At 64.1% G+C, this 25,966-nt stretch carries 25 protein-coding genes and 3 tRNA genes; 19 read left to right on the plus strand and 9 right to left on the minus strand.

From position 1 onward, the window contains the following. Window positions 1-21: 21 nt before the first annotated feature. Entirely contained in the window at window positions 22-2,175 is a 2,154-nt protein-coding gene (locus tag ACQR1W_RS33300) for a CHASE2 domain-containing protein (RefSeq protein ID WP_434854718.1), read from the minus strand. Window positions 2,176-2,186: 11 nt separating this feature from the next. Further along, entirely contained in the window at window positions 2,187-2,849 is a 663-nt protein-coding gene (locus tag ACQR1W_RS33305) for a hypothetical protein (RefSeq protein ID WP_434854719.1), read from the minus strand. Window positions 2,850-3,094: 245 nt separating this feature from the next. Between ACQR1W_RS33305 and ACQR1W_RS33310 the strand changes: the two genes are divergently transcribed. After that, window positions 3,095-4,657 (plus strand): S10 family peptidase, encoded by a 1,563-nt coding sequence (locus ACQR1W_RS33310; RefSeq protein ID WP_434854720.1) that lies wholly within the window; start codon window positions 3,095-3,097, stop codon window positions 4,655-4,657. Between the two features lie 11 nt (window positions 4,658-4,668). On the opposite strand, the gene ACQR1W_RS33315 is transcribed toward ACQR1W_RS33310, so the two are convergent. Both ACQR1W_RS33315 and ACQR1W_RS33320 read right to left on the minus strand, forming a co-directional pair. Further along, window positions 4,669-6,063: a serine hydrolase domain-containing protein gene (locus tag ACQR1W_RS33315; protein ID WP_434854721.1), complete on the minus strand. Its 1,395-nt coding sequence runs from the start codon at window positions 6,061-6,063 to the stop codon at window positions 4,669-4,671. Between the two features lie 137 nt (window positions 6,064-6,200). Further along, the gene (locus ACQR1W_RS33320) at window positions 6,201-6,752 is read right to left on the minus strand and encodes a tetratricopeptide repeat protein (RefSeq protein ID WP_434854722.1); all 552 of its coding nucleotides are present in this window, start codon (window positions 6,750-6,752) and stop codon (window positions 6,201-6,203) included. Between the two features lie 291 nt (window positions 6,753-7,043). Here ACQR1W_RS33320 and ACQR1W_RS33325 point away from each other — a divergent pair, with 291 nt between their 5' ends. The 4 genes from ACQR1W_RS33325 to ACQR1W_RS33340 all read left to right on the plus strand — a co-directional run bounded on the left by ACQR1W_RS33325 (window position 7,044) and on the right by ACQR1W_RS33340 (window position 9,587). Beyond that, complete coding sequence (locus ACQR1W_RS33325) at window positions 7,044-7,451, plus strand: hypothetical protein (RefSeq protein WP_434854723.1); 408 nt, start codon at window positions 7,044-7,046, stop codon at window positions 7,449-7,451. Window positions 7,452-7,652: 201 nt separating this feature from the next. Beyond that, window positions 7,653-8,072: a hypothetical protein gene (locus ACQR1W_RS33330; RefSeq protein WP_434854724.1), complete on the plus strand. Its 420-nt coding sequence runs from the start codon at window positions 7,653-7,655 to the stop codon at window positions 8,070-8,072. 336 nt (window positions 8,073-8,408) lie between these two features. Further along, the gene (locus ACQR1W_RS33335) at window positions 8,409-9,122 is read left to right on the plus strand and encodes an outer membrane protein (protein ID WP_434854725.1); all 714 of its coding nucleotides are present in this window, start codon (window positions 8,409-8,411) and stop codon (window positions 9,120-9,122) included. A gap of 225 nt (window positions 9,123-9,347) precedes the next feature. Next, on the plus strand, window positions 9,348-9,587 hold the full coding sequence (locus ACQR1W_RS33340) for a DUF6719 family protein (protein WP_035980563.1): 240 nt from the start codon (window positions 9,348-9,350) through the stop codon (window positions 9,585-9,587). 89 nt (window positions 9,588-9,676) lie between these two features. On the opposite strand, the gene ACQR1W_RS33345 is transcribed toward ACQR1W_RS33340, so the two are convergent. Beyond that, a complete protein-coding gene (locus ACQR1W_RS33345) occupies window positions 9,677-9,931 on the minus strand; it encodes a hypothetical protein (RefSeq protein WP_008967009.1) in 255 nt (84 codons plus the stop codon). Between the two features lie 179 nt (window positions 9,932-10,110). On the opposite strand from ACQR1W_RS33345, the gene ACQR1W_RS33350 reads away from it, so the two are divergent. Then, complete coding sequence (locus ACQR1W_RS33350; RefSeq protein WP_008967011.1) at window positions 10,111-10,218, plus strand: hypothetical protein; 108 nt, start codon at window positions 10,111-10,113, stop codon at window positions 10,216-10,218. A gap of 148 nt (window positions 10,219-10,366) precedes the next feature. On the opposite strand, the gene ACQR1W_RS33355 is transcribed toward ACQR1W_RS33350, so the two are convergent. Further along, entirely contained in the window at window positions 10,367-10,957 is a 591-nt protein-coding gene (locus ACQR1W_RS33355; RefSeq protein WP_434854726.1) for a hypothetical protein, read from the minus strand. A 334-nt stretch (window positions 10,958-11,291) separates the two neighbouring features. Between ACQR1W_RS33355 and ACQR1W_RS33360 the strand changes: the two genes are divergently transcribed. The 4 genes from ACQR1W_RS33360 (at window position 11,292) to ACQR1W_RS33375 (ending at window position 13,549) form a co-directional block, all read left to right on the plus strand. After that, window positions 11,292-11,897, plus strand: a complete 606-nt coding sequence (locus ACQR1W_RS33360; protein ID WP_434854727.1) for a TetR/AcrR family transcriptional regulator — start codon at window positions 11,292-11,294, stop codon at window positions 11,895-11,897. Window positions 11,898-12,030: 133 nt separating this feature from the next. Continuing rightward, window positions 12,031-12,693, plus strand: coding sequence for a DUF3313 domain-containing protein (locus ACQR1W_RS33365; protein WP_434854728.1), 663 nt, complete (start codon window positions 12,031-12,033; stop codon window positions 12,691-12,693). A gap of 56 nt (window positions 12,694-12,749) precedes the next feature. After that, on the plus strand, window positions 12,750-13,331 hold the full coding sequence (locus ACQR1W_RS33370; RefSeq protein ID WP_434854729.1) for a DUF2147 domain-containing protein: 582 nt from the start codon (window positions 12,750-12,752) through the stop codon (window positions 13,329-13,331). A gap of 143 nt (window positions 13,332-13,474) precedes the next feature. Next, window positions 13,475-13,549: transfer RNA gene (locus ACQR1W_RS33375), tRNA-Thr, on the plus strand. A 158-nt stretch (window positions 13,550-13,707) separates the two neighbouring features. Here ACQR1W_RS33375 and ACQR1W_RS33380 read toward each other — a convergent pair. After that, window positions 13,708-14,169 carry a hypothetical protein gene (locus tag ACQR1W_RS33380; protein WP_434854730.1) on the minus strand — a complete coding sequence of 154 codons (462 nt, stop codon included), beginning with the start codon at window positions 14,167-14,169 and terminating at the stop codon, window positions 13,708-13,710. 181 nt (window positions 14,170-14,350) lie between these two features. Here ACQR1W_RS33380 and ACQR1W_RS33385 point away from each other — a divergent pair, with 181 nt between their 5' ends. From ACQR1W_RS33385 to ACQR1W_RS33395, 3 genes are all read left to right on the plus strand, one after another. After that, on the plus strand, window positions 14,351-15,046 hold the full coding sequence (locus ACQR1W_RS33385) for an urease accessory protein (RefSeq protein ID WP_434854731.1): 696 nt from the start codon (window positions 14,351-14,353) through the stop codon (window positions 15,044-15,046). 212 nt (window positions 15,047-15,258) lie between these two features. Next, window positions 15,259-15,723 (plus strand): hypothetical protein, encoded by a 465-nt coding sequence (locus ACQR1W_RS33390; protein WP_434854851.1) that lies wholly within the window; start codon window positions 15,259-15,261, stop codon window positions 15,721-15,723. A gap of 51 nt (window positions 15,724-15,774) precedes the next feature. Beyond that, complete coding sequence (locus tag ACQR1W_RS33395) at window positions 15,775-16,194, plus strand: hypothetical protein (protein WP_434854732.1); 420 nt, start codon at window positions 15,775-15,777, stop codon at window positions 16,192-16,194. A 60-nt stretch (window positions 16,195-16,254) separates the two neighbouring features. Here ACQR1W_RS33395 and rlmB read toward each other — a convergent pair whose 3' ends face one another. Next, window positions 16,255-17,094, minus strand: a complete 840-nt coding sequence (gene rlmB, locus ACQR1W_RS33400) for a 23S rRNA (guanosine(2251)-2'-O)-methyltransferase RlmB (RefSeq protein WP_434854733.1) — start codon at window positions 17,092-17,094, stop codon at window positions 16,255-16,257. 212 nt (window positions 17,095-17,306) lie between these two features. Between rlmB and ACQR1W_RS33405 the strand changes: the two genes are divergently transcribed. The 3 genes from ACQR1W_RS33405 (at window position 17,307) to ACQR1W_RS33415 (ending at window position 21,657) form a co-directional block, all read left to right on the plus strand. Beyond that, window positions 17,307-17,392, plus strand: a tRNA-Tyr gene (locus tag ACQR1W_RS33405). A gap of 181 nt (window positions 17,393-17,573) precedes the next feature. Next, window positions 17,574-19,472 (plus strand): acyltransferase family protein, encoded by a 1,899-nt coding sequence (locus ACQR1W_RS33410; RefSeq protein ID WP_434854734.1) that lies wholly within the window; start codon window positions 17,574-17,576, stop codon window positions 19,470-19,472. A 286-nt stretch (window positions 19,473-19,758) separates the two neighbouring features. Then, the gene (locus ACQR1W_RS33415; RefSeq protein ID WP_434854735.1) at window positions 19,759-21,657 is read left to right on the plus strand and encodes an acyltransferase family protein; all 1,899 of its coding nucleotides are present in this window, start codon (window positions 19,759-19,761) and stop codon (window positions 21,655-21,657) included. 2 nt (window positions 21,658-21,659) lie between these two features. Here ACQR1W_RS33415 and ACQR1W_RS33420 read toward each other — a convergent pair whose 3' ends face one another. Further along, on the minus strand, window positions 21,660-23,561 hold the full coding sequence (locus ACQR1W_RS33420; RefSeq protein ID WP_434854736.1) for an acyltransferase family protein: 1,902 nt from the start codon (window positions 23,559-23,561) through the stop codon (window positions 21,660-21,662). A 222-nt stretch (window positions 23,562-23,783) separates the two neighbouring features. On the opposite strand from ACQR1W_RS33420, the gene ACQR1W_RS33425 reads away from it, so the two are divergent. The 3 genes from ACQR1W_RS33425 to ACQR1W_RS33435 all read left to right on the plus strand — a co-directional run bounded on the left by ACQR1W_RS33425 (window position 23,784) and on the right by ACQR1W_RS33435 (window position 25,932). Continuing rightward, window positions 23,784-24,584: a hypothetical protein gene (locus ACQR1W_RS33425; protein WP_434854737.1), complete on the plus strand. Its 801-nt coding sequence runs from the start codon at window positions 23,784-23,786 to the stop codon at window positions 24,582-24,584. Between the two features lie 311 nt (window positions 24,585-24,895). Further along, complete coding sequence (locus tag ACQR1W_RS33430) at window positions 24,896-25,504, plus strand: TMEM175 family protein (protein ID WP_434854738.1); 609 nt, start codon at window positions 24,896-24,898, stop codon at window positions 25,502-25,504. 354 nt (window positions 25,505-25,858) lie between these two features. Next, window positions 25,859-25,932, plus strand: a tRNA-Gly gene (locus ACQR1W_RS33435). The last annotated feature ends 34 nt before the right edge of the window (window positions 25,933-25,966 follow it).

Consider the following 25,966-nt stretch of genomic DNA (forward strand, 5'->3'; position numbering starts at 1 on the left):
GATGAGCTCGTTACACGCTCGTCATTTCTCCTGCAGGCTCCGTACCGCCGCCCAGGCCGCAGAGGGGGCGTCGTGCTGTGCGGCCCGGGCCCGTTCGGCGAACAGGGCGCTCGGACGGTCCATTGTGGCCGCGCGCGCAAAGCACGCCGCGGACGCCTCGCATTTACCGGCGCGCCAAAGCGCCAGGCCTTCCGCATAGTCGGTGAGCACGCGTTGCTGGTCCGGCGCGAGCTCCTCTGTCAGGCACAGCAGCTCGAATATTTTCAAGGATTGCTCGCGGCCTTTGACCCTGACCGTGTCGAGCTCGCGCCAGGCAAACTCATCGGCGGCCCGCGCGACAGTGCTGTCGGAGGCGATGATGGTCGTGCCATAGAACTTGTTGGCGCCTTCCAGGCGCGAGGCCACATTGACCGCATCGCTCATCACGGAATAGTTGAAGCGGCGCTGCGAGCCGAAATTACCCACCAGCGCCTCGCCGCTGTTGATGCCGATGCGCTGGGCGACCTTGATCCCCTGGAACGCTGCTGACGTCCGATTGAGCTCGGTGAGCCGGGCCTTGCACGCAAGCGCTGCACGCGCCGCATTGGTGGCGTGAAATGGATCGTCGAGGGGCGCGCCGAACACGGCGACGACGGAGTCGCCGATATATTTGTCGACATAGCCGCTATGGCTCTCGATCACGTCCGTCGTCGCCGACAGATATTCATTGGTCAGCGCCATCAGCGCTGACGGCGTCATCCGCTCGGCAATCTCCGAGAACCCTTCGATATCGGAGAAGAACACCGTGATGTCGCGGGTCTCGCCGCCGAGCTGAGGCAGCTTGTGCGAGGCGAGCATGCGGTCGATCAGATGCGGCGCGAGGTAATAGGCAAAGCCCTTCTGCAGCAGCCTGCGGTCCTTGTCGCTGACCATGAACCGATAGCCGATGGTGGCGGCGAGCGCGAGCGCCGCGGCGCCGAGCGGCTCGCCCAGCGGCAACACGAAGGCTTGGTTGAACAGCACCGTCGCCAGGCCCGTGTAGAGCAGGGCGAGCGCCAGCAGTGCTGCCGCGGCGGTGGCAGGCCTGGCGAGCCGCGCGAGCGTCGCCGCGGCCAGCGCAAAGGCGAGGGCGAGTGCGCCCGTCGCACGCCATCCGAGCTCGATCGCCGCGTCGTGCCTGACCAGGTTGTTGATGGCAGTGGCATGGATGTACACGCCTGCAATGGTGCTGCGCGCGAATGCTGCTGTCGTCTTTCGTTCGCCCAGGACGCAGCGCGGCCGTCGCGCGCCCTCGGCTCGGGTGGCGAAGCGCTTCGAGGTCAGCCGGCGGTCCTCGATGCCGACCGTGCCGATCAGAACCACCTTGCCGGCAAACTCGCGACGGAAATAGTCCTTGTCGCCCTTGACCGCACAGGCCCGCAGGTCGGCAAAGGAATAGGTCGGGATGTCGTCGGCCCCACCGTCGAAATTGAGCGTGACGGTATTCGCAATGCGACCGGCGGTGCTGATGTCGTCGGACCGCACGGTGCCGTCCGGATCGATCGTCAGCGGGGTGCCACGCGCGCGTGCGGCGAGCTCCAGCGCCATTGACGGCACCGGGTGGCCATCGACGGCGACGGTGAGGGGATGACGACGCACGACGTCGTCGCTGTCGGTATAGGTGTTGAGCGGACGCAAATTTTGTTGCTGTCGGACGGCGATGCGCTGGCCGGGCGCGGGGATGACCGGCTGCTCGGCGAAGACCTCGCCGAGCACGACCTTGCCGGTTGCGGCGCCTGCAGCGAGTGCGCGCAGGAAATCGCGATCGAAACCGCGGGTCTTGTCGCCCAGCGTGCTGTCGCCCAGCGGGATCTCGGACTGCTCGATCGAGGTCGGAAACACGATGTCGAAGCCGACCACCTTCGCGCCGCCGTCCAGCACGGCGCCGAGCACGCGGCCAATTTCGCCGGTCCAGGTCAGGAGCGGCGAGCCGTTGAACGGCGGCGTCGCGTAGCTTTCCTCGTCGATCGCGACCACCACCGTCGGGCTCTGCTCCGGCGCCTGCCGATTGCCGAACGCCTCGAAGCGCAGCCAGGTCAGGATGTCCAGCGACAATCCACGGCCGCGCTCGAATGCAGGAGAGACGAACAAGGCCGCGCTCACGACTGCAATCGCAAGAACGGCGAGCGCGTCGCGCGTCCGTCGCCCGATCGTCACGGCGCTGCCAATCAATTCATCCGCAGCAGGCGGCCGACCGCAGGTCCGGGACCGGCCTTGGCCTGCGCATCCACACGGAAGACCACGCGGGAGGGTCCGAAGCTCGCGACATAGGTGCCGCCTGGAGTGAGCGGATGGCTGGTGCCGGCGAAATCGTAGAACCTGCCCTTGAACTGGCGGCCGTTCAGCTCGATTTGCTGGCGGTCACCAGGCTGATCGAGCCGTTCGACCACCAGCGTGCCGCGACCGCTGACCTCAAAGATCGGCGACGCGCCATAGATGATCGCCTGCGCAACCGGCGGGTTGTCGGGCCCGATGCCACGGACGATGGTGGCGGCAACCTCGCTGGTCTCCCGTGCGGTCGCCTGGGCATGCGCGGCATCGCAATTGACGACGTCGTTCTTGAGCGTGGCGCCCTCGACCTTGCTTTCGCCGGGGCCCACGGTGACGCTGCCGGGTCCGTTGACGGTCTCGCGGCGGCAGGACTTCAGGTAGCTCATCACCAGCGTGGAGTCCGGCCCCAGCCTGATCGTCTGTCCGGGGACGACGTAGTCCATCAGCTCCGCGCCGGTCACATCGCCCTGGATCTCCTCGACCAATGCAACCGGCGGCGCCGCGAATGCCGGCGCTGCCAAGGCGATCCATCCCGCGACGATGAGCGGTGGTGTCTTCATGCGTGAACTCCATGAGTGGCGGCGCAGCGTCCCCGATGCCCCCTTGATGTAGACGCAGCGGAGGGCCGATTGGTTCGAGCGCATAGCACAGTTGGCCGGAACAGGCACTCGCCGCGATGTGAACCATTTCGCTGATAACATGGTCTAGGTTGGCTGCGCGACTTCATGTTCGTGTCGCAAAAAATGGTCAGTTCTGGCCGCAGCACAGCCTTGTGGCGGTCGAGCGGCCGGTGGGAGGAGACGGAATGAGAGTGCTGAGTTCGTTGCGTGTTGCGGCCGCCGGCTGTGTTCTGCTGGCCTGGGCAGGCGTCGTCCGCGCGGAGGAACCGCCGCCGCCCCAGCCGCAGCAGGCGACCACCCCGGCAGGACCCCGCGCGGGCTCAACCGGCGCCCGCGCTGCGAATACGCCAGCATCGCCGGCCGCCGCCGAGCAGCACAAACTGCCGCCAGATTCCACGACCAAGCAGACGGTCGAACTGCCCGGACGCACGCTCGCCTTTACCGCCACCGCGGGCTCGATCCGCCTGTTTGACGACAAGGGCGAGCCGCAGGCCGATATCGCCTACACCTCCTACCAGCTTGACGGTACCGATCGTGGCAGCCGTCCGGTCACGTTCTTCTTCAACGGTGGGCCGGGCGCTGCCTCGGCCTGGCTGCAGCTCGGCAACAGCGGACCATGGCGGCTGCCGATCAATGCGGACAACGTCACCCCATCGAGCCCGCCGACGCTTCAGCCCAATGCCGATACGTGGCTCGATTTTACCGATCTCGTCTTTGTCGATCCCGTCGGTACCGGCTACAGCCGTTTCGTGACCACGAACGAAGATGCTCGCAAGAGGTTCTTCTCGGTGGATGGCGACGTCAGTTCGCTGGCGCTTGTGGTGCGGCGTTGGCTGGAGAAACATGATCGGCTGTCGTCGCCGAAGTTTGTCGTCGGCGAGAGCTATGGTGGCATCCGCGGCCCGAAGCTCGTGCGCAATCTGCAGATGGAGCAGGGCGTCGGCGTCAACGGACTGATCCTGATTTCACCGGTGCTCGACTTCCGCGACTATAGCGGCTCGAGCCTCCTGCAATATGTCGCGAGCCTGCCGACATTTGCGGCGGTGGCGCGGCAGCAAAAAGGGCCGGTCACACGCGCTGATCTCGCCGATGTCGAGCACTACGCCAGCAGTGACTTCCTGCTCGATCTCGTCAAGGGCGCGGCGGATGTCGAGGCGACCAATCGGCTCGCCGATAAGGTTGCGAGCTTGACCGGGATCGATCAGTCGATCAGCCGCCGGCTTGCCGGCCGGTTCGACATCGCGGAATTCCGCCGCGAATTCGACCGCCGCGACGGCAGGATCACCGGGCGCTACGACGCTTCGGTCCTGGCACCCGATCCTTATCCGGATTCGAGCTTCTACCATTTCAGCGATCCCTCGGGCGACGGGCTGACCGCGCCGATGACGAGCGCGATCGTTGACCTCACCACCGGCAAGCTCAACTGGCGGCCGGACGGCTCCTATGAACTGTTGAGCGGTTCGGTGAACAAGGCCTGGGATTTCGGCCGCGGCCTGAGACCTGCGGAATCGATCGGCGAGCTCCGGCAGATCCTTGCGCTCGACCCGAAATTGAAGCTCCTGGTCGGTCACGGACTGTTCGATCTCGCGACGCCCTATTACGGATCGAAGATCAAGCTCGATCAGCTGCCGGCCTTCGCGCAGCCGCCACGAACGAAGCTCGTGGTCTACCCGGGCGGCCACATGTTCTATTCGCGTGACGACTCGCGAAAAGCCTTCCGCAGCGAGGTCGAAGCGCTGATGAAGTAGGGCGGAGCGCCTCACGCGCCTTTTCGGCGCGTGCGGCCCTTCGGATAGTTGCGCTCCATCTCGGCGCTGACGACGCGCTCGGGGCGGACGCGCGTACCCCCGAGCCAGATCTCGCTGACAGCGCCGGACTTCGCGCGCACGCGCCGCACCGCCTCGCCGTGGCTCGCAAAACCGGCAGCCTCGCTGATCCGGCCGCTGTCTCGGCCTGCCACCTCGATTTGTGCCGCATCCATGAAGGGGTTGATGAGGTAGGGACTGGCGATCATCACCCGTTCGTTGAACGGGAGCAGATCGATCGCGCCCCAAAGCGTCCACCAGCGTCCGGTCCAGTCACGCGTGCGGCGCGACGGTGCGCCATGGGTCGCGAATGCCTGCAGGATGAACTTGACGCCATTGACCCAGCCCGGCGCCCAGCCATCGACACTGTTGGTCAGCACGGTGATGGCGAGTTCGCGCGCCGGAATAACTGATGTACGTGAGATATAGCCCTGGAAGCCGCCGCCATGGCCGAACCAGTCGAAGCCTGCTGTCGTGCCGCTCGCCAATGCCAGGCCGTAATAGGCTTCCTCGACCTCCTGCGGAACACGCCAGTGCCGGCGAGTCATTTCGCGCCGGCTCGCGGCCGACAGCACGCTGTTTTTTGCGTGAGGGGCGAGCTGGGCGAAGAAGCGCGCAGTATCGGCTGCGGTCGCGACGATGCCCGCGGCCGGCATGATCGCGTGGGTGGGATTGTCGCCGGGGATGACGATGCGGCGGCCGAGTGGCGCGAGTCGCGAATGACCGCGCGCAAATGGTGCGGACTTGGCTAAGAGCGTGATATCCGGCACGGTCTCGCGCAGCCCCGCGGGCTCCATGATCTCGCGCCTGATCCAGGCGGAATAGGGCTCGCCCACGATGCTTTCGATCACCAGGCCGAGCAGCCCATAGCCATGGTTGGAATATTTGAACCGCGTATTCGGATCGATCGCGGGAGGTAGCGCAAGCTCGGCGAGCAACTCCTCGGGTGCGAGATAGGAGCGGCTGTCGGTGAACTGGCCGGAGTTGCCGCCGTCGCGGATCAGGCCGGCTGTGTGCGACAGCATTTGCGCGATCGTGCAAGCAGCGACGTCCGGGTGCAGCTTGCTGACATATTGTCCGACGGGATCATCGAGCCTCAAGCGCTTGCGCTCGCGCAATCGCATGATCCCAGCCGCCGTGAATGCCTTGGTATGCGAGGCGACCCGAAAGCGGTGGCGAGGCGTCAGCTTCTCGCCGGTGTCGAGGTTGGCATGGCCAAAGGCATGCTCCGCAACGATATCGCCGCGATGGGCGATGGCGATGATGCAGCCGGGCTGCTGCGAGACCTGGACCTGAAATTCCAGCCAGTCACGGACGTAATCAAGCGCAGCACGAAGCCATGCGTCCACCCCGCAATCCTCCCCCGAAGCCCACCATCAAAACAGCTTTTGACAATTGTCCGGGTATCATGATGCGCCAAAGCAAATGGCGCAACCCCTGGAGGTTGCGCCATTCTGTTTCAAGATGATGATCGAGCGATTGCCGATCAGTAGACGAGGCCGGTGCCCGGCTGCTTCTCGAGGGCTGCAGCGAGCGAGCGATATTCGGCGCTGTTGGTGCCGGCGAGCTGTGCCACCTTGTCGAGGTGATACTGGGCCTGTTCGCGGTTGCCCTGTTCGAGCTGCCACAGGCCGTAATACTGCCAGGTGCGGACGTGGTTCGGATCGTCCGCCAGCGCCTGCTCGTAATACTGCTTGGAGGCTTCGTAGTTGCCGAGCTTGCGGTAGGAGTAGCCGATCAGGTTGACGACGTCGGCGACGTCTTCCCGATGCAGCGCCTTGAGCTGCTCGATCGCGGTGGCATAGTCGCCGCGGTCGTAGATCGTGGTGTAGGCAGTCCGATAGGCGGCAAGGAATTTCGGATCCTCGATGCTCGAGCTCTTGTCGCCTTTCTTCTTGCTCTTGGTCGAATCAGAAGCCGGCGGCGACGACGGCGTGTCGCTGCCCGCGGCAAAAGCTTTCGATGCAAGCATTGGCCCGGAGGCCACTGCCATCGAAAACAGCGCCAGCGTGGCAATCCTGATCGCAGACTTGTTCATTCATATCTCCCGAGTTCGATTGGCGATCCAACGGTAACAACTGCGACTTGAACCTTCGCAGTGCGAAAATATTCCCGGCCATTTGCGCGGATTTTGCGCCGCGATCTGTGCAATATACCGGCGGGAAGGTGACAGGACGGTCGTTTAGGTAACAAGTCAGTCATCGAGATGAACGCTAAGCTGGAACTCGCTTCAGGATGGGTTCAGCGCCCGGCCCCTAAGCTCCTTCACATGATCGACGAGGCCGGCCGATCGGCCGGTCCCTCCAGATCCCATCCGAAGGAGATGACCATGCTGAAGAAGATGTCAGTTGCCCTGCTCGCCGCGTCGATTCTGGCTGCACCTGCGCTCGCTGCCGGCGGTAAAGTGAAGCCGGACACGTCCGCCGGTCAGACCCAGAGCACGCCGAACGCTCAGCTCACGACCGGGATGGCCAAGACCAAGACCTCCGAGGCCAAGACTTCTGAAGCCAAGCCGACGGTTGCCAAGTCGCATCTCCGCTCGGCCAAGATCACTCGCCATCACCGCGCCCATCGGCACTACGCTCATCGGTATCACAAGAAGGTGAAGGCGATGCACGCTTCGGTGAAGTCGCATGCCGCTCCGAAGGCGAAGATCGGCTTCAACAAGAGCACTCACAAGAAGCCGGTGCAGAAGGTCAGCTTCAAGCGGACCACGCCCGCTCTGCGCCGCGGCTGAAGCTCAGCCGCGAAAATGCCGGCCCGCCTGCCGCCTTGTCTGCGCCGAACATGCAGACAACCGGACGGAGGCGGGCCTGCCGCCGGGCTGACCGCGCGGGCACACTTGCTCGGCGCTCCAAATTGTCTAGAAGGCGATGCTTGGTGGGACTTCGGAAAGAGCAGGGCCGTGGGGAACTCGAAGGGGGGCTCGAAAGGGTGCTTGGCGATACTGCTCTCGCTTGCGCTAGCGGGCTGCTCCACTGCCACTGGGAACCTCCTCAGCACTGAGGACAATCGCCCCATCTCTTTCACCGCCGATCGTGGGGTTGCCGCTCAGCCGTTCCCGAACAACTATCGTACGGAAATCCTGGCGTTCATGCGGACCTACCTCAACAACCCGGTCGGTCTGCACGATACGGCAATGGCGGAGCCGGTGCAGCGGACGGTGGGCGGTCGGCTGCGCTATGTCAGCTGTATCAGGTATGCCGCCCGGGACACCGACGGCTCCTATCGCCCGGCGCGCGAGCGCGCCATCGTTTATGTCGACGGACGCCTCGACCGCGTCGTCGACGATGCGGGCGAGCTCTGTGCCGGGGTTGCCTACGGACCCTTTCCCGAGCTGGCAACCTTGACGCGCTAGTTCCGGAGCCGAGATCCGCTTTCCTCCTTGGGGAGGTTCGTCTGCGGATGTCGGCGGCCCGACCCGGATTTGCAGCTTCGCGCCTTGCGGGCGCCCATGTGCCATCACAATTAGGGGAGGGGATGAACAAGTCCTGCCCTCGCCGGACCAAATCTAAGGCAAGGTCTAAGGCCAGGCGCGCGCTTCACGAAAAATTCGGGAAGCCTATGGAACAAAAGGCCTTTGTTGCCCCCTGGTGACAGACGCCGCCCAATCACAGCTGCGTCAGCGCCATCGGGCAACCCAAATGCGGCCACGATGTTCGATAGATGTCGCAACTGAATAACGGGGACTTCGATGAAACGAGTTTTGTTGAGCGCCGTCGCATTTACGGCTTTGGCAGCCCCGGCATTCGCCGCCGATATGCCCGCGCGCACCTATACCAAGGCGCCGGTCTATACCCCGCCGCAGGCGATCTATAACTGGACGGGTTTCTATATCGGTGGCCACGTCGGCGGCGCGTTTGCCGGCGGGAACAGCCTTGAAGGCAATAACGGGCGTTTCCTTGGCGGTGTCCAGGGCGGCTTCGACTATCAGTTCGCGCCGAGCTGGGTCGCCGGCATCGAGGCCCAGTATAGCTGGATGGATCGCAACACCACCACTTTCGGCTTCCCTGGCGCGACCGTGATTTCATCGACCGGCGCCAACCAGCTTGGCTCCGTGACCGGCCGGATCGGCTACACCTGGGGACCGGCGCTGCTCTACGCCAAGGGCGGTTACGCCTGGCGCGACGGCAATGGTGTCGGCGTCTCCGTTGCGGGCACGCCCGCGGCCTTCACGACCAATGGCAACCACAAGGACGGCTACACCGTGGGGGCCGGGCTCGAATACATGTTCGCGCCGAACTGGTCGGCCAAGGCCGAGTATCAGTATTACAATTTCGGCAACACGACCTTCACGGCCGGCCCGGCGCCGATCGTTGGCAGCCGCTTCAACAGCGACGAGCATACGGTCAAGGTCGGGGTGAACTACCGCTTCGGCTGGGGCGGACCGGTCGCCAGCAAATACTGACGCGCAAGATCGCGATGATCGACCGCTGAGCCATCGGATCGGCGCGGCATCAAAGCTCAAACAATGCACACGCCCGCCTCAATTGCGGGCGTGTTGCTGCTTGTGATTTGCTCAGTCTGCTGCCGCTATCGCGGACTCACCGGATCAAAAATATTTTCAAAGCTTCGTGAAACTTTCGCCCACGATTGCTATTATGCGTTCGCCGGTCTGGTTGGATGATCCCCCATGCGTATCTTGGTGTCGGTGCTGTTGTTATCTGCGGCGGCGTTGCCGTGCTCTGCTCAAACCATCCTCAAGTCCGAGCCGTTGATGCTGGCGCCCTATGAGGTGGCCCTCGTTCAGACCACGTCGTGCCCGTCGGGCAAGGTGCTGAAGGTGACGGGCGCAATCCGGGGCTTGAGCCGCAAGCGTGCCTGTGTGGCGCTTCCCGCCGAGCAGGCGTCGCTTGCAATCGCGACGCCATAAGGCGCGGCCTCGGTCGACCCACTGATCGCGGGCAGTCTCACTGCCCGCGAGCGTTAAAGTCGTCTCTGCGCTGTTAGCGGACTCAGTGCTCAGGAAGAGAATAGGATGCCGAGCTGCAACTGCCGCTCGGCATCGGCGCGGTTCTGCCAGGGATCTTCTTCCGGCTCCACCGCGCACGGCTTGATCTCGTAGTCGTTATCGAGACGCAGATGCACGTCGGAGCGGCGCGCGCTCGTCGTAACATCAACCACGAGCCCGCTTTGGTGCGCCAGCCTCCAGACGTCGGCCTCGGTCGGATAGGCCTTGCTCAATTTGGCATCGTTGCAAAACAGGGCGTAGGGCATTCCGAACGGCTCCAGTCGACTCGATGATGAACCGAGGATGAACAGGGCTTGCGCCGAGACGCAGGCGGCCCTTTGGCAGGAAAGCGGCGTTTTCCGTCCGCGAGTCGTAAACGAGTCCTCAACTTTGGAAAAAAGAATCCGTGGGACTCCGGGGCTAGAATCGCCGGATGGTTAACCCCATGAGGACCGATCGCCACATCTTTTGCGGGTGTATCCAGCTCGTGCTCGGCTTTGGGCTGTTGCTGGCTTTCATCGCCAATGTGGTGCTGCTGTGCGCGTGGCTCTAGGTTTTGATTGAGCATGATCTCTGCGCAAACGCGTTCCGCGTCTGTCGCGAGGGAAAACCGCCCCGCACTTTTCCGGATCATGCTCTAGGTGCGCGGAATGCCTTCGTTCATCTCGCCGGGATGGGAGAATGTCGGCGCGGCGCGCGGCCTATTTGTCGTCGCGCGAGGTCCGCTCCATCGAGGCGCGCAGCCGTGCCAAGGTCGAGCTGAAATATTCCTGCCGCTCGCGATTGAAGCGCTCCTGATGGGCGCGAAACTTCGCGACGCGGGTGCGGATCTCGTCCTGCATGTCCCGCTGCATTCCAAGCTGCGCGGCGAGAGCCGGCGAGACGGCGCTCTTGAAGGGCTCTGCCCGAAATGAATTGGCAGGAGACGCCTCGTCTTCGGCCCGGCCAAGCTGCTCCTCTGCCACCGGGCTTGCCGCCGCCTGCACCGGTGATCCAGAGGCCGTCTCGCTGGTCCCATTTGCGGCCGGCTCGAGGGAAAGAACTGCGAGCGCGATGTCGCGCTCGAGTTCGAGTTCGTCGGATGCAGTTGCGGCAAGGGCAGGGTGGGTATCCTTCGCGCCGGCCGGTGCGGCGTTGGAAATTGCGGAGGGGCGGGTGCCCTGCGCTCCGGGCAGCGTGGCGGCGGCCGGAGCGGGAGCCAGCTTGGAAAAATCAGCGGGCTTGCCCGTGACCTGCTCGACGAAAGCCAGCGTCTGCGCAATCAAGGCGTCACGTTCTTCTTTCCAGCCCATGGCGCGTTACCCCTCAGCCCTCGCCAATGATTGCAGCAAGTCCCCAACCCAGATCAAGTAGGGCCACCAGTGGGTTCTGGGGATGATTGAAAGTCGCGGATGAAATACGACAGCGCCACTGCCGCATTTTGCCCTCGATTGCGCCGCCCAGCGACCCCAATCGGATCAAACCTTCGCGAGTCCGCGTAGGTCCAAACCTGCGCCGCCGGGGGGACACCAATGGCTCGGGCTGTCGCGGCTTGACAGGGGCAACGGGATTTCCGCCTATGGCCCTGGTGTCCTTCGAATCCGAAGTTCGCACAACGAATGCGCCGCCATCCACCCAAGCTGGATCATGGATAATCCCTCCCGTTCTGAACGGTCGCGCAAAGCGGCTCTGTCCGCTGCTCTCACCATCATCGCACGCGACGGGCCGGGTCGATTGACGCTGGATGCGATCGCGCGCGAAAGCGGGCTCAGCAAGGGCGGGCTGATGCACCAATTCCGAAACAAGGAAGCCGTGCTGAGGGCGCTGCTCGAACAGCAATTCGTCCATTTCGGTGAATTCTCCAAGGAATTCAGGAGCAAGACGGCCAACTCCTCGGATCAGCCTGAGCTCGCCACGCAAATCGCGACCTCGCGCGAGCTCATCGCACAGCAATATTCGGTGGCGCAGGCCATGCTGGGCGCCTTGGCCCAGGATCCCGGGCTGCTGGCCGATGCGCGCGCAGGCGACGCTGAACGGATTGCGGAGATCAAGGCGGAAGCATCCGACCCGGATCTGGCTGTCCTTCGCTGGGCCGCGGCCCGCGGGTTGGCGCTGATGGCCATGCTCCGAATCTCTCCGATCGCCGGCGACGACCTGGAGCGGCTGTTCGCGCGCCTCTCAGACGACAGCCGATGGGCTGCTTTGGAGCAGGCCGAAGGGAAGACCGTCCCTCAGGGGGCTTCGAAAACCTGATCTGATGCTCGAATGTCTCCGACCTGTCGCCAGCGGTCTGCATCTCCACTTTACAAACCGTCTAGTCGGTTTTATTATGCTGCATCAGAACGCCTCCTCCAGGGAGGACGGCGTTACGCTCTGGAGGGCAAGAATGGGTTTTCCGATCCACCATCGCGGCGTGCTGGCGCTGCTGTGGTCGAGTGCCGTTGCGGGATGCAATACCGTGACGCCCGTGGCGTATTCCGAGGTCGCCTCGTCACACTACCTCGCACCGAACACATCCGATTCGTCGGGACGAGTGCCTTATCGCTATGCCAGCTCGGTCGACTGGCGGAGTTACGACAAGATCATGCTTGATCCGGTCGTGATCTATCGCGGCCGCGACCACCAGTTCGGCGACATGTCCGAGCAGGACAAGGTGAAGCTTGCCGCCTATATGCGATCGCGCTTCCTGGAAAGCCTGAGCACGCGGTTTGCGGTCGTCGGCCAGCGTCAGCCGAACACGTTGCGCGTGCGGCTCACCCTGACCGGGGCGGTGACCAACACGCCCGTGCTGGGGACCATGTCCCGCTTCGATCTGGCGGGCGCGGTCTACAACGGCGTGCAGACGGCGCGCGACGGTGAAGGGCTGCTGACCGGATCGGTGCTCTACGTCGTCGAGGTTCTCGATGCACCGAGCGGACGGCTCCTGAGCGCCTTTGTCAGCAAGCAATACCCTAGCCCTTACGACGTGAAGGCCAGCGTCGGTGCGCTCGCAGCCGCAGAAGCAGGCATCGACAAAGGGGCCGATGCCCTGGTGGCGCAGCTCAGGTGACCTGCATGCGGGGCAGCGCTTGGCTGGAGGCTTACACGATGACGAGGTGCATCCAGATGAGATTGAGATTCCTGTTTCGCCTGGTGCTGCGCCTCGTGCTGAGCACGCTGCTCTCGGTGGCCGAGGGGCGCGGGCAGGCCGCGACGGTTGTCGATCCCAGCGGCACCTGGCTGACGGAAGATGGCCGCGCCCGGGTCCGGGTCGAGCGATGCGGCGCCGCGCCCGAGCGCATCTGCGGCTACATCGTCTGGATGAAGGAGATGGCGGACGCCAAAGGTCAGCCATTTCGCGATCGGCTCAATCCTGATCCGACCAGGCGTTCACGGGCGCTGCTTGGCCACCAGATTCTCCTGGGACTAAAATCTGGACCCGACGGCCGCTACGCCGGCGAAGTGTACAATGCCGAGGACGGCAAGACCTATGGCGTCTCGGTGTGGCGCGACAGCGCGGGCCAATTGGCGGTGAAAGGCTGTTTGCTTGGGCTGTTCTGCGCAACGCAAAGCTGGACACAGACGCGAGATGCGGCGATCGGGCAGTTGGTGGGCGTAACCGGCGATGCCGCAGGACCCGTTGCCGACCCCGAATGGGCCGCGTCACGGCAGCCGGCCGCGACGGCCACCAAGGCGCGCGCCCGCTGAGGTCTCGCAGCCGCGCTCCGAACGACGCAACCGAGCGCCGGACAGCAGTAGCCTCGACAGGACAACTCTGGTAGGAACGGCGCCGCGCGCCTCCGTCAGCTTCATTCGTGCCCGGCAGGCGGTGCGATCCTGACGATGCGTTCGCCGGCTTAGCTCAGCGGTAGAGCAGCGGTTTTGTAAACCGAAGGTCGGGGGTTCAATCCCCTCAGCCGGCACCACCGCACGTCGCTGTCGAGAAAATGTCGCTATCGAGAAAGCTCTGACCGAAGGGCCTGCGCAGGCGTTGCTTCGACGACGGTTGATTGCGTTTGGGCGCAATGGCAACCAAAAAAGGGCGGCTCGCAGGCCGCCCTTTGCTGAATACGTTGAATGCTCGTTACTGGCAGAGGTGCATCGCGCCATCGGCGCCCTTGAACATCGTGCCCGGTCGGCAGGAGATGCCGTTGCGGGTGGCATAGCTGTCCCAATTGCCGTAGTAACCGTTCGCGCCGCGGTCGAACGTCGGCTGGCTGTAGTGGTACGGGCCGGGATCATAGGCATAGGCGTCGGCTGCGCTGAACGGAGCGGCGGCGAGTGCGCCGGCAGTTCCGACCGCAGCACCCGCGATTCCGGCGGCCGTGCCCACCGCGCCCGCAGCGACATCACCCGGCCAGAAACCGCTGTTGCGGCGGTCCCAGCCGTTGTTATTCCAGCCATTGTTCCAGCCGGCGTCGGCCTGCTGCGGCATCGTCTGCTCACGCATGACGCCGTGGTGCCCCTTGACGTGCTTGGCCAGCGCCGGGCCTGACAAGGCAGTCGCCAACACTGCCGCTGCCCCAACAATAGCGATCATTTTCATGGGAAACTCCGTTGTTGTGCCCCGCCTGCTAAGCCCGATATCGGGAGAGGGTTCCACAGACCGGTACGCCGTTATTCAAACTGGCGTGAGACGCAGGAACATAAGGCGCACGATGCCGCCCCGCTTCGGCTTGCCGGGGACGGTCGAGGTGTTAGGCTGTCGCGAATATCGGGCGGGGCGAATGCTGGCGATCTTGTCACTGGGGTTTGTGCTGGGCTTGCAGCATGCGCTGGAGGCCGACCATGTTGCGGCCGTATCCAGTATCGCAGCCCGTCGGAGCGACGTCAGCGATATCGTCAAGCACGGTCTGACCTGGGGGCTGGGGCACACTTTGACGCTGTTCGTGTGCGCCGGCGCGGCCTTGCTGGTCGGCCATGTCATTCCGGAGCTCTTGTCCCGCCGGCTCGAGACGGCGGTCGGGATCATGCTGATCGGCCTCGGTGCGCACCTGATATGGCGGTTGTGGCGCGACCGTGTGCATTTCCACCGGCACAGCCATCGCGACGGTACCGCGCATTTCCATGCCCATAGCCACGCCGGCGAAACACTCCCGCATGCCCGCGCCGTCCACGCCCACACGCACGGCTTCCGTTGGCGGACCCTGTTCATTGGCTTGATGCACGGCATGGCGGGATCCGCAGCCCTGCTGGTGCTCGCGGTCGCCGAGGCTCCGACTCCGGCGGCCGGGCTGATCTACATCCTGCTGTTCGGTGTGGGATCGATGATCGGGATGGCGGCGCTGTCGGCGGTGATTGCGGTGCCGTTCGCGATTTCGGCGCGTGGGCTCTCCGTGGCCAATCATGTCCTGCAAGCTGCGGTGGGAGCCGTCACCATCGGGATCGGCGTCCGCACCATCCTGATGACGGCCTTCGCCTGAGACGGTTCGTCCACGAGCGCAGCCCCGCGGATTGTCGCAACCACGTTTCATCGACATGGCAATCACCTGGCAACCGGATTGCTGCGACAATCGGTGGCATTAACGAAGACGAATGCTGCGCGCGTTAGGCTTACCGGAAGACTGACGCGTGGCTTTAACCTTTGCCGGCGCGCGTTCGGGTATTGTGAGGGGACAACCGCCACGTGAATTTCATGCGCTTCGCAACAGCTCTGGCCATCCTTGTTGGAACGGCATCCGCATCCTTCGCCAGCGAAGGGTTTGAGATCGTCATTCCGATGCGTCCCGGCGTACCGGTGATCATCAACGGCATCGACGCGTCCTACGCCGTCGTGGAAGGTCAATTCGGCCTTGGCCGTGGCTACCAGATGCAGCCGACCATCTATGGCGGACGTTATATCGATGCCGAGCCCAATGTCGGCCACTACTACCCAAGCCTCGGAGTGAAGCCGGGCTATGGACGGATGGAGATCGAGCCACCCGCCGACCGCAAGCTTCCCAGGCCGGCCGAGAGCTATCATCGATCGTGGGGCGCCGAGTCCATGATGCAGCCGGCCCAGCCGCAAGTGCCGATGTATCCACCGGAGGTGATCCTGGCGCCGCGCGAAGGCGGAGACCATCGTGATTTCCGTAGGCCGTCCCCGGATCATCGCCGCTAGCCGAAAGACGTTCAAACCAAAATAAAAAGTCTGATCGAACAGGAGAGAGTAATGCGTCAGATCATTTCAGGAGCCGTTGCCGTTCTCGGCCTGGCTGTCGCGGGCGCTGCGCCCGCAGCGGCCTGCGGATATACCCCATGCGGGTCACCCGCTTATTACTATCAGCCCGCCTATACTTATCAGCCAGCATATCCCTACACTTACTGCGGGAGCTGCGGCGCGGCCTACGAGCGGCTGGTCGAGCCGACCACGCAATACTACTACGTGAACCAGGGACCGACCTATAGCGGCCCCGGCGCCTTTGCGCCTTATCCGGCCTATCGGGAAAGTGCGCTGCCGGTCTACGGTTACACCCATTACTATCACGGTGCTGGCGTCGCTGGTCCCGCCGTCTACGGCCATCGCACCGCCTATCGCTGGGGCCACTCGCGCTACTATCATGGTCGCCCGGTGCTGCGCCGCTACTACTGATCGCGCTTCGCGCTTTGGCTTCTGCGCCCGTTCGCTTGCTGCGAGCGGGCGTTTTGCTGTTCAGGTCAAGAGCCCGAGGCGGCTCGCACCGATATAGAGCGCAAGCACCGCGGCATTGGAGACGTTGAGGCTCTTGATGTCGCCGGGCAAATCCAGCCGGGCCACGGCGCTGCAGGTCTCGCGCGTCAGCTGCCGCAGGCCCTTGCCCTCGGCGCCGAGCACCAGCGCAAGCGGCTGGCGCAACTCGATCGCAGCGAGGTTCGCAGATCCCGCGCTGTCGAGGCCGACGGTCTGGAAGCCGCGTTCGTTCAGCCGCGTCAGCGCGCGGGCGAGGTTCTGCACGGTGATGAGGGGCACCAGCTCCAGCGCGCCCGAGGCGGACTTGGCCAGCACGCCGGTCGCTTCGGGGCTGTGCCGCGCGGTGGTGACGATCGCCTTCACGTCGAACGCCGCGGCCGAGCGCAGGATGGCACCGACATTGTGCGGATCGGTGATCTGGTCGAGCACCAGGATCATGCCGTGCGTCTCGAGCGTCTCGATGTCGGGTGAGGGCAGGGGATCGGCTTCGGCAAGCAGGCCCTGATGGACGGCGTCCGGCCCGAGCTGCCGGTCGATATCGCCGGGGCGGACGATCTCCGGCGTCACCCGGGTCGCGATCTGTTCCTCGGCGAGCCGGCGCGCCGCATTCTCGGTCAGGTAAAGCTTGCGGATCCGCCGCTTCGGATTGGCGAGCGCCAGGGTCACCGTATGCCAGCCATAAAGGATCACCGGACCGTCGTGGCCGGTCTCGCGCTCCCGCCAGGCGGGCGGCCGGCCGAAACCGCCCGGTTTTCCAAAGGGTTTGCCGGCCGATTTGCCGCCCGGACGCCGGGCAGGGGACCTTCGATCGCGTTCGCTCATGAAACAGCTTGTGTCATGCGGGCCAGATTCTGGCAATTTGGCAGTGCGGGAGCGGAAAATGACCATTCCCTTGGTTGACTTTGCGGGCCGCCTTCGACCATAACGGCCCCGGCCGCGCGCGCCCGCTTCCAAGGGCCCCGCGGTCTTACCGTCTTGATGGCGCTGATGGTCCGTACGCCGCTTTCGCGGAGGACAGGCAATGCCGTTGAAGCGGGGGAGTGTCCCGAGTGGCAAAGGGAGCTGACTGTAAATCAGCCGCCTCATGGCTTCGCAGGTTCGAGTCCTGCCTCCCCCACCATCCCTACTGACAGCTTTAGACCAAGCTTCCCCAATCTCTCGTCGTGGCGGATACCGGTGCTCGGTAAGCCCGCCGCAGCAGCCGGTATGCAGCTGCCGCTGATCGGTTAGACTGTATCTGGATATTGCTGTATGTATCTCAATGTGCTTACCCACCGCGCTGCAATGCGTGATGGTGGGACGTGGAACGCGGGTATCGGGCGGATATTGATGGCCTGCGGGCGATCGCGGTCGGTTTGGTCGTCTTGTTCCACCTGCGGATCCCGGGACTCGAAGCTGGCTTTGCCGGCGTCGACATCTTTTTCGTCGTCTCCGGTTATCTGATCACCGGCCACGTCCTGCGCGATATCGCCGCGCGGCGATTTTCTTTCGCCGCGTTCTACCTGCGGCGGGCGCGCCGAATCCTGCCGGCTCTGATCGCGACGATCATGCTGAGCTTGCTTGCCGGCTGGCTCTATCTCGCGCCAGAGTTTCTGCGCCAGCTCGCCAAGGAGGCGACCCACGGCCTCCTGTCGATTTCCAACATCCAATATTGGCGCGAGGCCGACCAGTACTTCGCGCCGAGCGCCGACCAGCTTGCGCTGCTGCATCTATGGTCGCTGTCGGTCGAGGCGCAATTCTATCTTGTTTCGCCTCTGGTGCTGGTCCTGTTGAGCCGCACGCGTTACGTGTTCTCGGCGATCGCGCTGACCGGGCTTCTGTCGCTGCTCGCAGGGCTTGTCTGGCTGCCACATGATCCTGAAGCCGTGTTCTTCCTCACGCCCTTCCGTGTGTTTGAGTTCGTGCTCGGGGCGCTCGCCATCCCGCTCGAAGGGCGACTCGCAGCGTCATCGGCGGGCCGCTTTATTGCCGCCGCAGCAGGCTACGTGCTGCTGATCGGCAGCCTGTTGTTCATCGGCCGCTTCCAGGGGGCGGGCGGCATCGCGGCGCTGCCACCGTGTCTGGCAACAGCGGCAATTATCGCGGCCAACCGGCCGATGCGCCTGCTCGCCAATCCGGCCGTGCTGGCAGTCGGCCGCTCGTCTTATTCACTGTACCTTGTGCATTGGCCGGTGATCTTTTTTGCCCGCTTCATCTTCGGAGCCGCAGCCGAAACGTTGGGCGGGATTGCGGCGCAGCTCGCGGCGATGGCGGTCCTCACGGCTGTTCAGTTCGTCACGATCGAACAGCCGCTACGGCGGCTCCATCTCGCCAAATGGAAGCAGGCGGCCGGCTTCGCCGCCGTGATCGTCGCCTGCGTGGTGATCACCTATGGAAGCTTTCGGGCTGATGGCGTCATAGCGCGGATGCCGGCCGACCGCCTTGCATTGCTGAAGTTGCAGAGCTTCGGCCTGGAGGCATGTGCAAAGAGGACGGATCGCGACTGCGCATTCGGCGACATCAATGGATCACCTTCGCTCGAACTGACGGGAGATTCCTTCGTCCAGCAATACGTCGCGGCGCTGGACGCGCCGCTGAAGGCGCGCGCGCTTGCGGGTCACACCTCGACGGTCAGCGGGTGCCCCGTGCTGATCGGCGTCTCGCTGCCGGGACCGCGCGAACGGCAATGCGCCGAGTATCGGGACCGCGAACTTGAGCGCGTCAAGCAATCGCCGGCCAATGTCGTGGTGATTGGTCAGGCCTGGCAGGTCTATGTTGAAGTCTCAAGAATGCGGGACGGGCTGACGCCGGCTGCCGCACTTGCCGAGCACGTGGCCGCCACCATCCGCTTTCTCGATCGGCCGGGGCGCCGCTTTCTTGTGATCGGTGCGCAGGTCCGCCCGCTCGGCTGCAGCTTCGATCGTCTGCGCATGCTGCCGGGACCGCTATGGCACCGGCCGCCGAAGCCCTGCGAGCCGCTGTCGAAGAACTCGGCCGTCGCGGATGGGGGCGCTATCGACCAGAGTCTTGCCGAGGCGCTCGCGCGCTATGCCAATGTCATGCTCTTAAGACCGTCCGAGGTCTACTGCGACGAGAACTGTCCCGTGGTGCAAGGCCGCGTCTGGCTATTCCAGGACGCCGGCCATTTCACCGTCGCCGGCGCGGAACGGATGGGCGAACGGGCCAGCGCGATCATCGCCAAGATTCTCTCGGGCGAATAGCGTCACCGGACCTGGCAGTCGGGAGGCAGAACCGACTTCAAGATTGCTGATGTCTCCACAATCCGCCTTGCCGGCAACACGAGCCAACAGCCGTCAGATGAGCTTGGTCTCACGCGATCGGGGGCGCGATCGTGTCGGCATTGTGGGCCGTGTCGAAGCAATTCTGCCACCCCAGTGCCGGCCAGACGTCACCGGATGGGTCCGATGACGTCATGACTGTTTCCCGCTGTTGCCATCCGTGTCTGTGCATCTCGTGCGCCTCGAAGAATGCGCGGGGTGGACCACATTGGGACGCAGTCATCGTGCCGATATCGATGCCCTCAGGGCGATCGCCGTCGTCATCGTCGTTCTGTTCCATCTGAGGATCACGGGCTTCGAAGCCGGCTTTGCCGGCGTCGACATCTTCTTCGTCATCTCCGGCTATCTGATCACCGGACAGATTCTGCGCGACGTCGTGGCGCAACGCTTCTCGCTGTCCGACTTCTATTTGCGGCGGGCGCGGCGCATCCTCCCGGCGTTGATCGTGACGATCGCGGCGAGCTTCGCCGTCGGCTGGCTCTTTCTGTCGCCCGAAGCCATGCGCCAGCTGGCCAAGGAGGCGACACACGGGCTGCTCTCGATCGCCAACGTCCAGTATTGGCGGGAAGCGAGCGACTATTTCGCCCCCAGCTCCGATCAGCTGGCGCTGCTGCATTTGTGGTCGCTGTCGCTGGAGATTCAGTTCTACGCGCTGGCGCCGTTGGTCCTGATGTGGGTTGGGCGGAGCCGGCATGTGTTCAGCGCCATCGCGGCGATCGGTCTGATCTCCTTCGCTGCCGCCGCGGTGTGGCTCCCGCACGATGCGGAAGCCGTATTCTTCCTGACCCCATTCCGGGTGTTCGAATTCGGGCTCGGCGCGCTTGCCATTCCGCTTGAAGCGCGTCTCGGATCGTTGCCTCGCGCACGCTCCATTGCCGCCGCCTGCGGCGCCGCCGTCCTGTTCGGCAGCCTGCTCGTCATCGGCCGCTACCAGGCCTATGCCGGCCTCGCCGCACTGCTGCCGTGCATCGCCGCCGTCATCATCATCGCTGCCAACGTACCCGCACCGCTCTTGACGTCAGAGCCGGTACGCGCCGTGGGCCGTGTGTCCTATTCGCTCTATCTCGTCCATTGGCCTGTCATCTTCTTCATCCGTTTCATCTTTGGCGATGCGGCTGAGACTGCCGCTGGCCTTTGCCTGCAATGCGTGCTGATGGCGGCATTCACCGCGCTGATGTACGCGTTGGTCGAGCAGCCGCTGCGTCGTCTGCCCTGGCCGCGCTGGAGCCAGGCGGCGGGCTTTGCGACCGCGCTGCTCGTCTGCGCCGCTCTCACCCACGCGACGTTCCTCGCCGACGGCGTCGTCTCGCGGCTGCCGCCCGATCAGCTCGCGCTCTTCCAGCTGCAGGGCTTCGGCTTGAACAAGTGTGGCCGGACCGTCGGCCGTCTGTGCGCGTTCGGCGATCTCGATGGCACGCGGGGGGTCGAACTGCTCGGCGATTCCTTTGTCCAGCAATATGTCGCCGCGCTCGACACCACGCTGAAGGCGCGTGGCATGATCGGCCATGTCTCGACCATGAGCGGCTGTCCGACGCTCGCCGGTCTGACTGCGAAGGGGCCGCGCGCCCAGGTGTGCGCGGAACTACGCGATAGCGAGCTTCCGCGCATCCAGCAGTCGCAGGCCGATTTCGTCGTGATCGGTCAAGCCTGGCAACACTATCTCGACCTTGGCGACGGGCCGGAGGCGCGGACGCACAATGCTGCCGTGGCCGAGGATCTCGCCGAGACGATCCGCCTGCTCGACCGGCCGGGCCGGCATTTCCTCATCATCGGCGGACAGGTCCGGCCCGTGAACTGCGGCTTCGATCAGCTGCGCATGCTGCCGGGACCACGCTGGCACGCGCCGGCCAAGCCGTGCGATCCCGTCCCGAAAACTGAGGCGATCGCCGCCAATCAGATCATCGATGCGGTGTTGTCGGAGGCGATCAGGCCGTTTGCGAAGGTCGAGCTGCTCAGGCCATCCGAGGTCTATTGCGACCAGGATTGTCCGGTCGTCGAGCACGGCGTGTGGCTATTCCAGGATGCCGGCCATTTCACGGTGGCAGGCGCGCAGCGCATGGGCGAGCGCGCCAGCGCCATCTTCGCAAGGGTTCTCGCGGACGATTAGCCTCACGGGGACTCGGTAGTCGGCGGGGGCTCCAGGAGCAGTTTCAAGCTCGCCGACGTCTCGACAATCTGCGTTGCCAGCAGCACGGAGCCTTGCGCCGTCAAATGACCTTGGTCCCACGCAATCGGCGCGCCTGACGCCAGCGTGGGGCAGGTTGCGTTCGGGCACAACAGCCGAACCGGCGAGATGTACTCCGTTTCCGGGATGTCCTTGAGCAGATTGCGCAGGATATCGTCCGAGCTCCGAACGAAGGACAGCAGATGGCTGTCCGGCGCCGCGCCGAAATGCATCGCTGACACGACAAGGCGCGGCATCGCTGCGTCATATTGCAGGCCGGGCCCGACCACGATGACCCGGCTTCCTGACGCGGTGATCGATCCGATCGCGGCGAGCAGGCTTTGACGCGTTTGCTGCGCTTCCACCGAGCGGGCCCAGTCGCCCGAGATCAACACCACGTCCGGCTTGATCTCGTCGATCAGCGCGAGAACCCGCCGATTGAAAGGTGCACATCGGGCCGGCTGACCGTAGCTCAGGGCGGGCAGACATCCGGCCATGGTCGCCCTGAGCACGGCATCCGGCCGGAGGACTTGTCGCAAGCCGTGGGTCAGGTGTGCAGCGTGACTGTCGCCCCACACGAAAAGGTTGGGCTTGGTGGTGGGGGCGACGCAGGACGGTGCGAGATCCTCGACCGACTGGGCCGGATCCAGGAAGCATGTGCGCTCCTCGTAAACCGGTCGGTAGTTGTAGTCGAGAAAGCCTGCGATCGTCAGCTCCTGCGGAGAGAAGCGGAACGGAAAGCCTGCGGACCAGATCATAACGGCAGCGAAGGCGACCGCTGCGATCCCGGTCGCGCCAAGCGACCGCCAGGTGATCCGCCACTCTGCCCGTCGGGCCGGCTGTTCGATCAGATGGTAGCTTGCAATCGACAGAGCCGTGCAGCAGGCGACAAGCACGAATTTGTCGAAGCCTGACGTCGGTGGACCCCACGCCGCATAGGTGAGGGACAGCAGCGGCCAGTGCCAAAGATAGAGCGAATAGGACCAGAGCCCGACGGTGATCATGGGCTTCGTGGCCGTCAGCACGGCTTTGCTCGGTGTCGGATTGGCCCAGATCACCATCGCTGCGCCAAGGCAAGGCAGCAATGCGGCTGCCCCCGGATAGGGTGTTCGCGGCGAGAACACGTTCGCGGACGCGCCGAGCGCAATCCATCCGGCGGCTGCCGCCACGATCCTGAGCCGTTCCATGGCAGGCTCCGGCAGCGCCTCGATCGCCAGCAGGGCGCCGAGCGCGAACTCCCAGATGCGCGCCGGCAGCAGGTAGAATGCGCTTGCCGGCTGTAAGGGCGTTTGCAGGACGCAAATCGCAAAGGAAGCAAGAGCTGCGATCACGAAGCTGAGCAGGGTCAACGAACGGCGCAGCGCAAACGCCGCCACCGCCGCGGCCGGAAACAGCAGGTAATACTGCTCCTCGACAGCGAGCGACCAGGTGTGGAGCAGTGGCTTGGTGATGGAAGCCGCGTCGAAATAGCCCTGCTGTGACCAGAACAGAACGTTGGACGAAAAGGTCACGACGGCCAGCGCCTGGTGGGCGACGGAGACGGTGTCCTGCGGCAGAAGCAGGACGCTCGAGCAGACCAAAACCGTGCCCAGCATTGCGAACGCGGCTGGCAGGATGCGGCGCACTCGTCGCCGGTAGAAGTTCGCGATGGAAAATGTGCCGGCGAGAATCTCTGTCCGCAGGATTCTCGTAATCAGAAAGCCGGAGATCACGAAGAAGACGTCCACACCGACATAGCCGCTTCGGAACGGCGAGATGTCGTAGTGGTAGGCAATCACCGAAATGACAGCGAAGGCTCGCAGACAATCGATATCGGGGCGATAGGAAAGCTGTCTCAAGGTCACCATCCATAGCAATGGGGGGTGACCGCGGCACGCAGTGATAGCAGCTGCAATATATTACCCTGATTAGTCCGCTGGGTTGCAGAGCATACGCCAGCATGGCTATTGCAGATACAGCACAGTGCCTGCCGATCGCGATTCTGGCTCACAAATTTATTCTTGCGTTCACAGACTTGCCCCAATGCCGTGATGGCCTTTGGTTCCAGGCAATTCGTTGAGTACAGTGTCATGCGTAAGTCGAGTCCGAAGGCCGGCCTTGCCGGGGTGATTGGCGGCATCATTCTACTTAAGGTTGCATGCGGGGCGGCGTGGGCCGAGACCGCAGATGCGTCGAGCGCCGCGGCCGCGCCGGCATCGACAGGCGAGACGGCCAAGGACAGCGGTCCGTTCGGCGGTTGCGAGCCGATCGGTTTGACCGCGTCCGGCGAACTGGTTTTCCCCCTGGAGTGCAAAAAGGCCATCAAGAAGGCAGCGGAGACGCCGCTAGCGTCGGATGAGAAGTCTCCTGCCGCCGACAAGCAGGTCGGTGCCGAAGCCAAGCCCGCCGTGGCCGACAAGCCGGCTGTAGCGTCGGAGACCAGCACGCCCGAGGCGAAGCCGGCCCCGCTTCAGAGCGAGGCTGCTGCGAAGGCCGAGATGCCGAAGCCTTCCACGACAGAGACAGAAACAACGGCAACGGCGGCTTCCAAGGCTGCGACGGATACGGCGGCTGCGAAGCCGGCTGCCGACAAGCCGGCCGCGCCGCCTGCGAAGAAGCCCGCTCAGCAAACGGCAGGATCGAAGAAGGCGAGCCGTCACGCCGCGAAGGAGGGCGAAAGCAACATCAAGCCGGCCGCAGCTGGACCGGCACCCAAGCGCTTGGCGATGGTGAAACCGACGACACAGCCTGCGCCGGTGAAGCAGCTGGCTGACAGCAAGGCGAAGCTCCGCACCGCGGCCGCCGGTCCCGCCTGCACCCACTTCCGCAGCTACAATCCGACGACCAAGAGCTATCTCGGCTACGACGGCCATATGTACGCCTGCCATTGATCGGCAGTTCGCTATTGGCGTTCGCCACCGCGCTGACGACGCAGTTCTGGTTGCACCGCTGACAGGCGATCAGCGGTGCATGGCGTGAAGGATGAGACCGCCTCAGTCCTCCGATGATATCTGGACAATCGGCGCGAAGTCGCTTCCGGGGACTCCAAGCAAGCAGGCGCTGTCGGCGGCCACTCTCCCAGCTCTACATCATGGCGGAGCCGCGTGAAGCTTCGGCGCCTGCGCCGCAGTTTGCTATAGGGTGAGGCCTCCCATCCCTGCAGCGGCCGGAACGTCTGCTGCGCACACTCCGCCGTCCGACCATGAGCGACACTCAGTCCGACCTGTTCGAGATGCGCCGGCTCGAATCGCTGTCCAACACCATTTTTGGTGTGGCGATGACGCTGCTGGCCTATGACATGCCGAAGGCCAGTTTTGACAAACTGCCGACTTGGGACGATCTGGCTCACGTCTATTCCGGCCGGCTGGCCGGCCTGATCCTGAGCTTCATCATCGCCGGTGTATTCTGGATCAGCCATCACCGCAGGCTGGCCCGCCAGCCCTATGCCGGCCGCGGGACCGTCATTCTCAATCTGTTCTTTCTGCTCTCGATCGTCCTGCTGCCGGTCACCAACGGGCTCTACAGCAACTATCGGTTGAGCAGCGCGGTCGCGGTGCTGTACGGCACCCACCTGACGATCATCGCCACGCTCAATGCGCTGCTCTGGTGGATCGCTGGCCATGGCCGGCTGCGCTCCGAGGTCGTGGGCGCGATCTTTCCGATCTCGGTGTTCGTGCCGGGCACGGTGATCGCGGCGTTCCTTCCCGAATATGCGCAATATTGCTGGTTGCTCGGCTTCGGCGGGCTGGTGGCGCGGCGCTTCGTGCGCGCTGAGTCCGGGTGGGACGATGTCTCCGTCAACGATGGTTGACGGCAAACGCAAAACGCGGCGGGCTCGCACCCGCCGCGTTCCGATCTTGAAACTCGCTGGTCCAGGGCCGAGACCGCCCCGTAGGCCGAGCCGGCGCATGATCCCGGACGGATCATGCCCTCAAAACAGGCTCAGCGGGCGATCCCAGCGAGGTGACAGCGCTTGGTGAAAGACACTGGATCACCTCCTTTCGTTGTTGATGGAATACTGAATATAGGGGGTCGAGCCCGGCGCGGAAAGGGTGGCGGCGTGCTGTGGGTGATCAGAAGCGGCCTCTGGTTCCCACAGGACACACTCTGGCACATCGGGAGAGGTTGAGGCGGGCGTTGCGGCGTGTTAGGGAGACAGCCCGATGCGGGTGTAGCTCAATGGTAGAGCAGCAGCCTTCCAAGCTGAATACGAGGGTTCGATTCCCTTCACCCGCTCCAATCTTTTCAATGACTTAGCTCACGGCGTTGCCGT

Origin of the sequence: Bradyrhizobium sp. HKCCYLS1011, assembly GCF_051167795.1 — a bacterium.
Classification (GTDB): domain Bacteria; phylum Pseudomonadota; class Alphaproteobacteria; order Rhizobiales; family Xanthobacteraceae; genus Bradyrhizobium.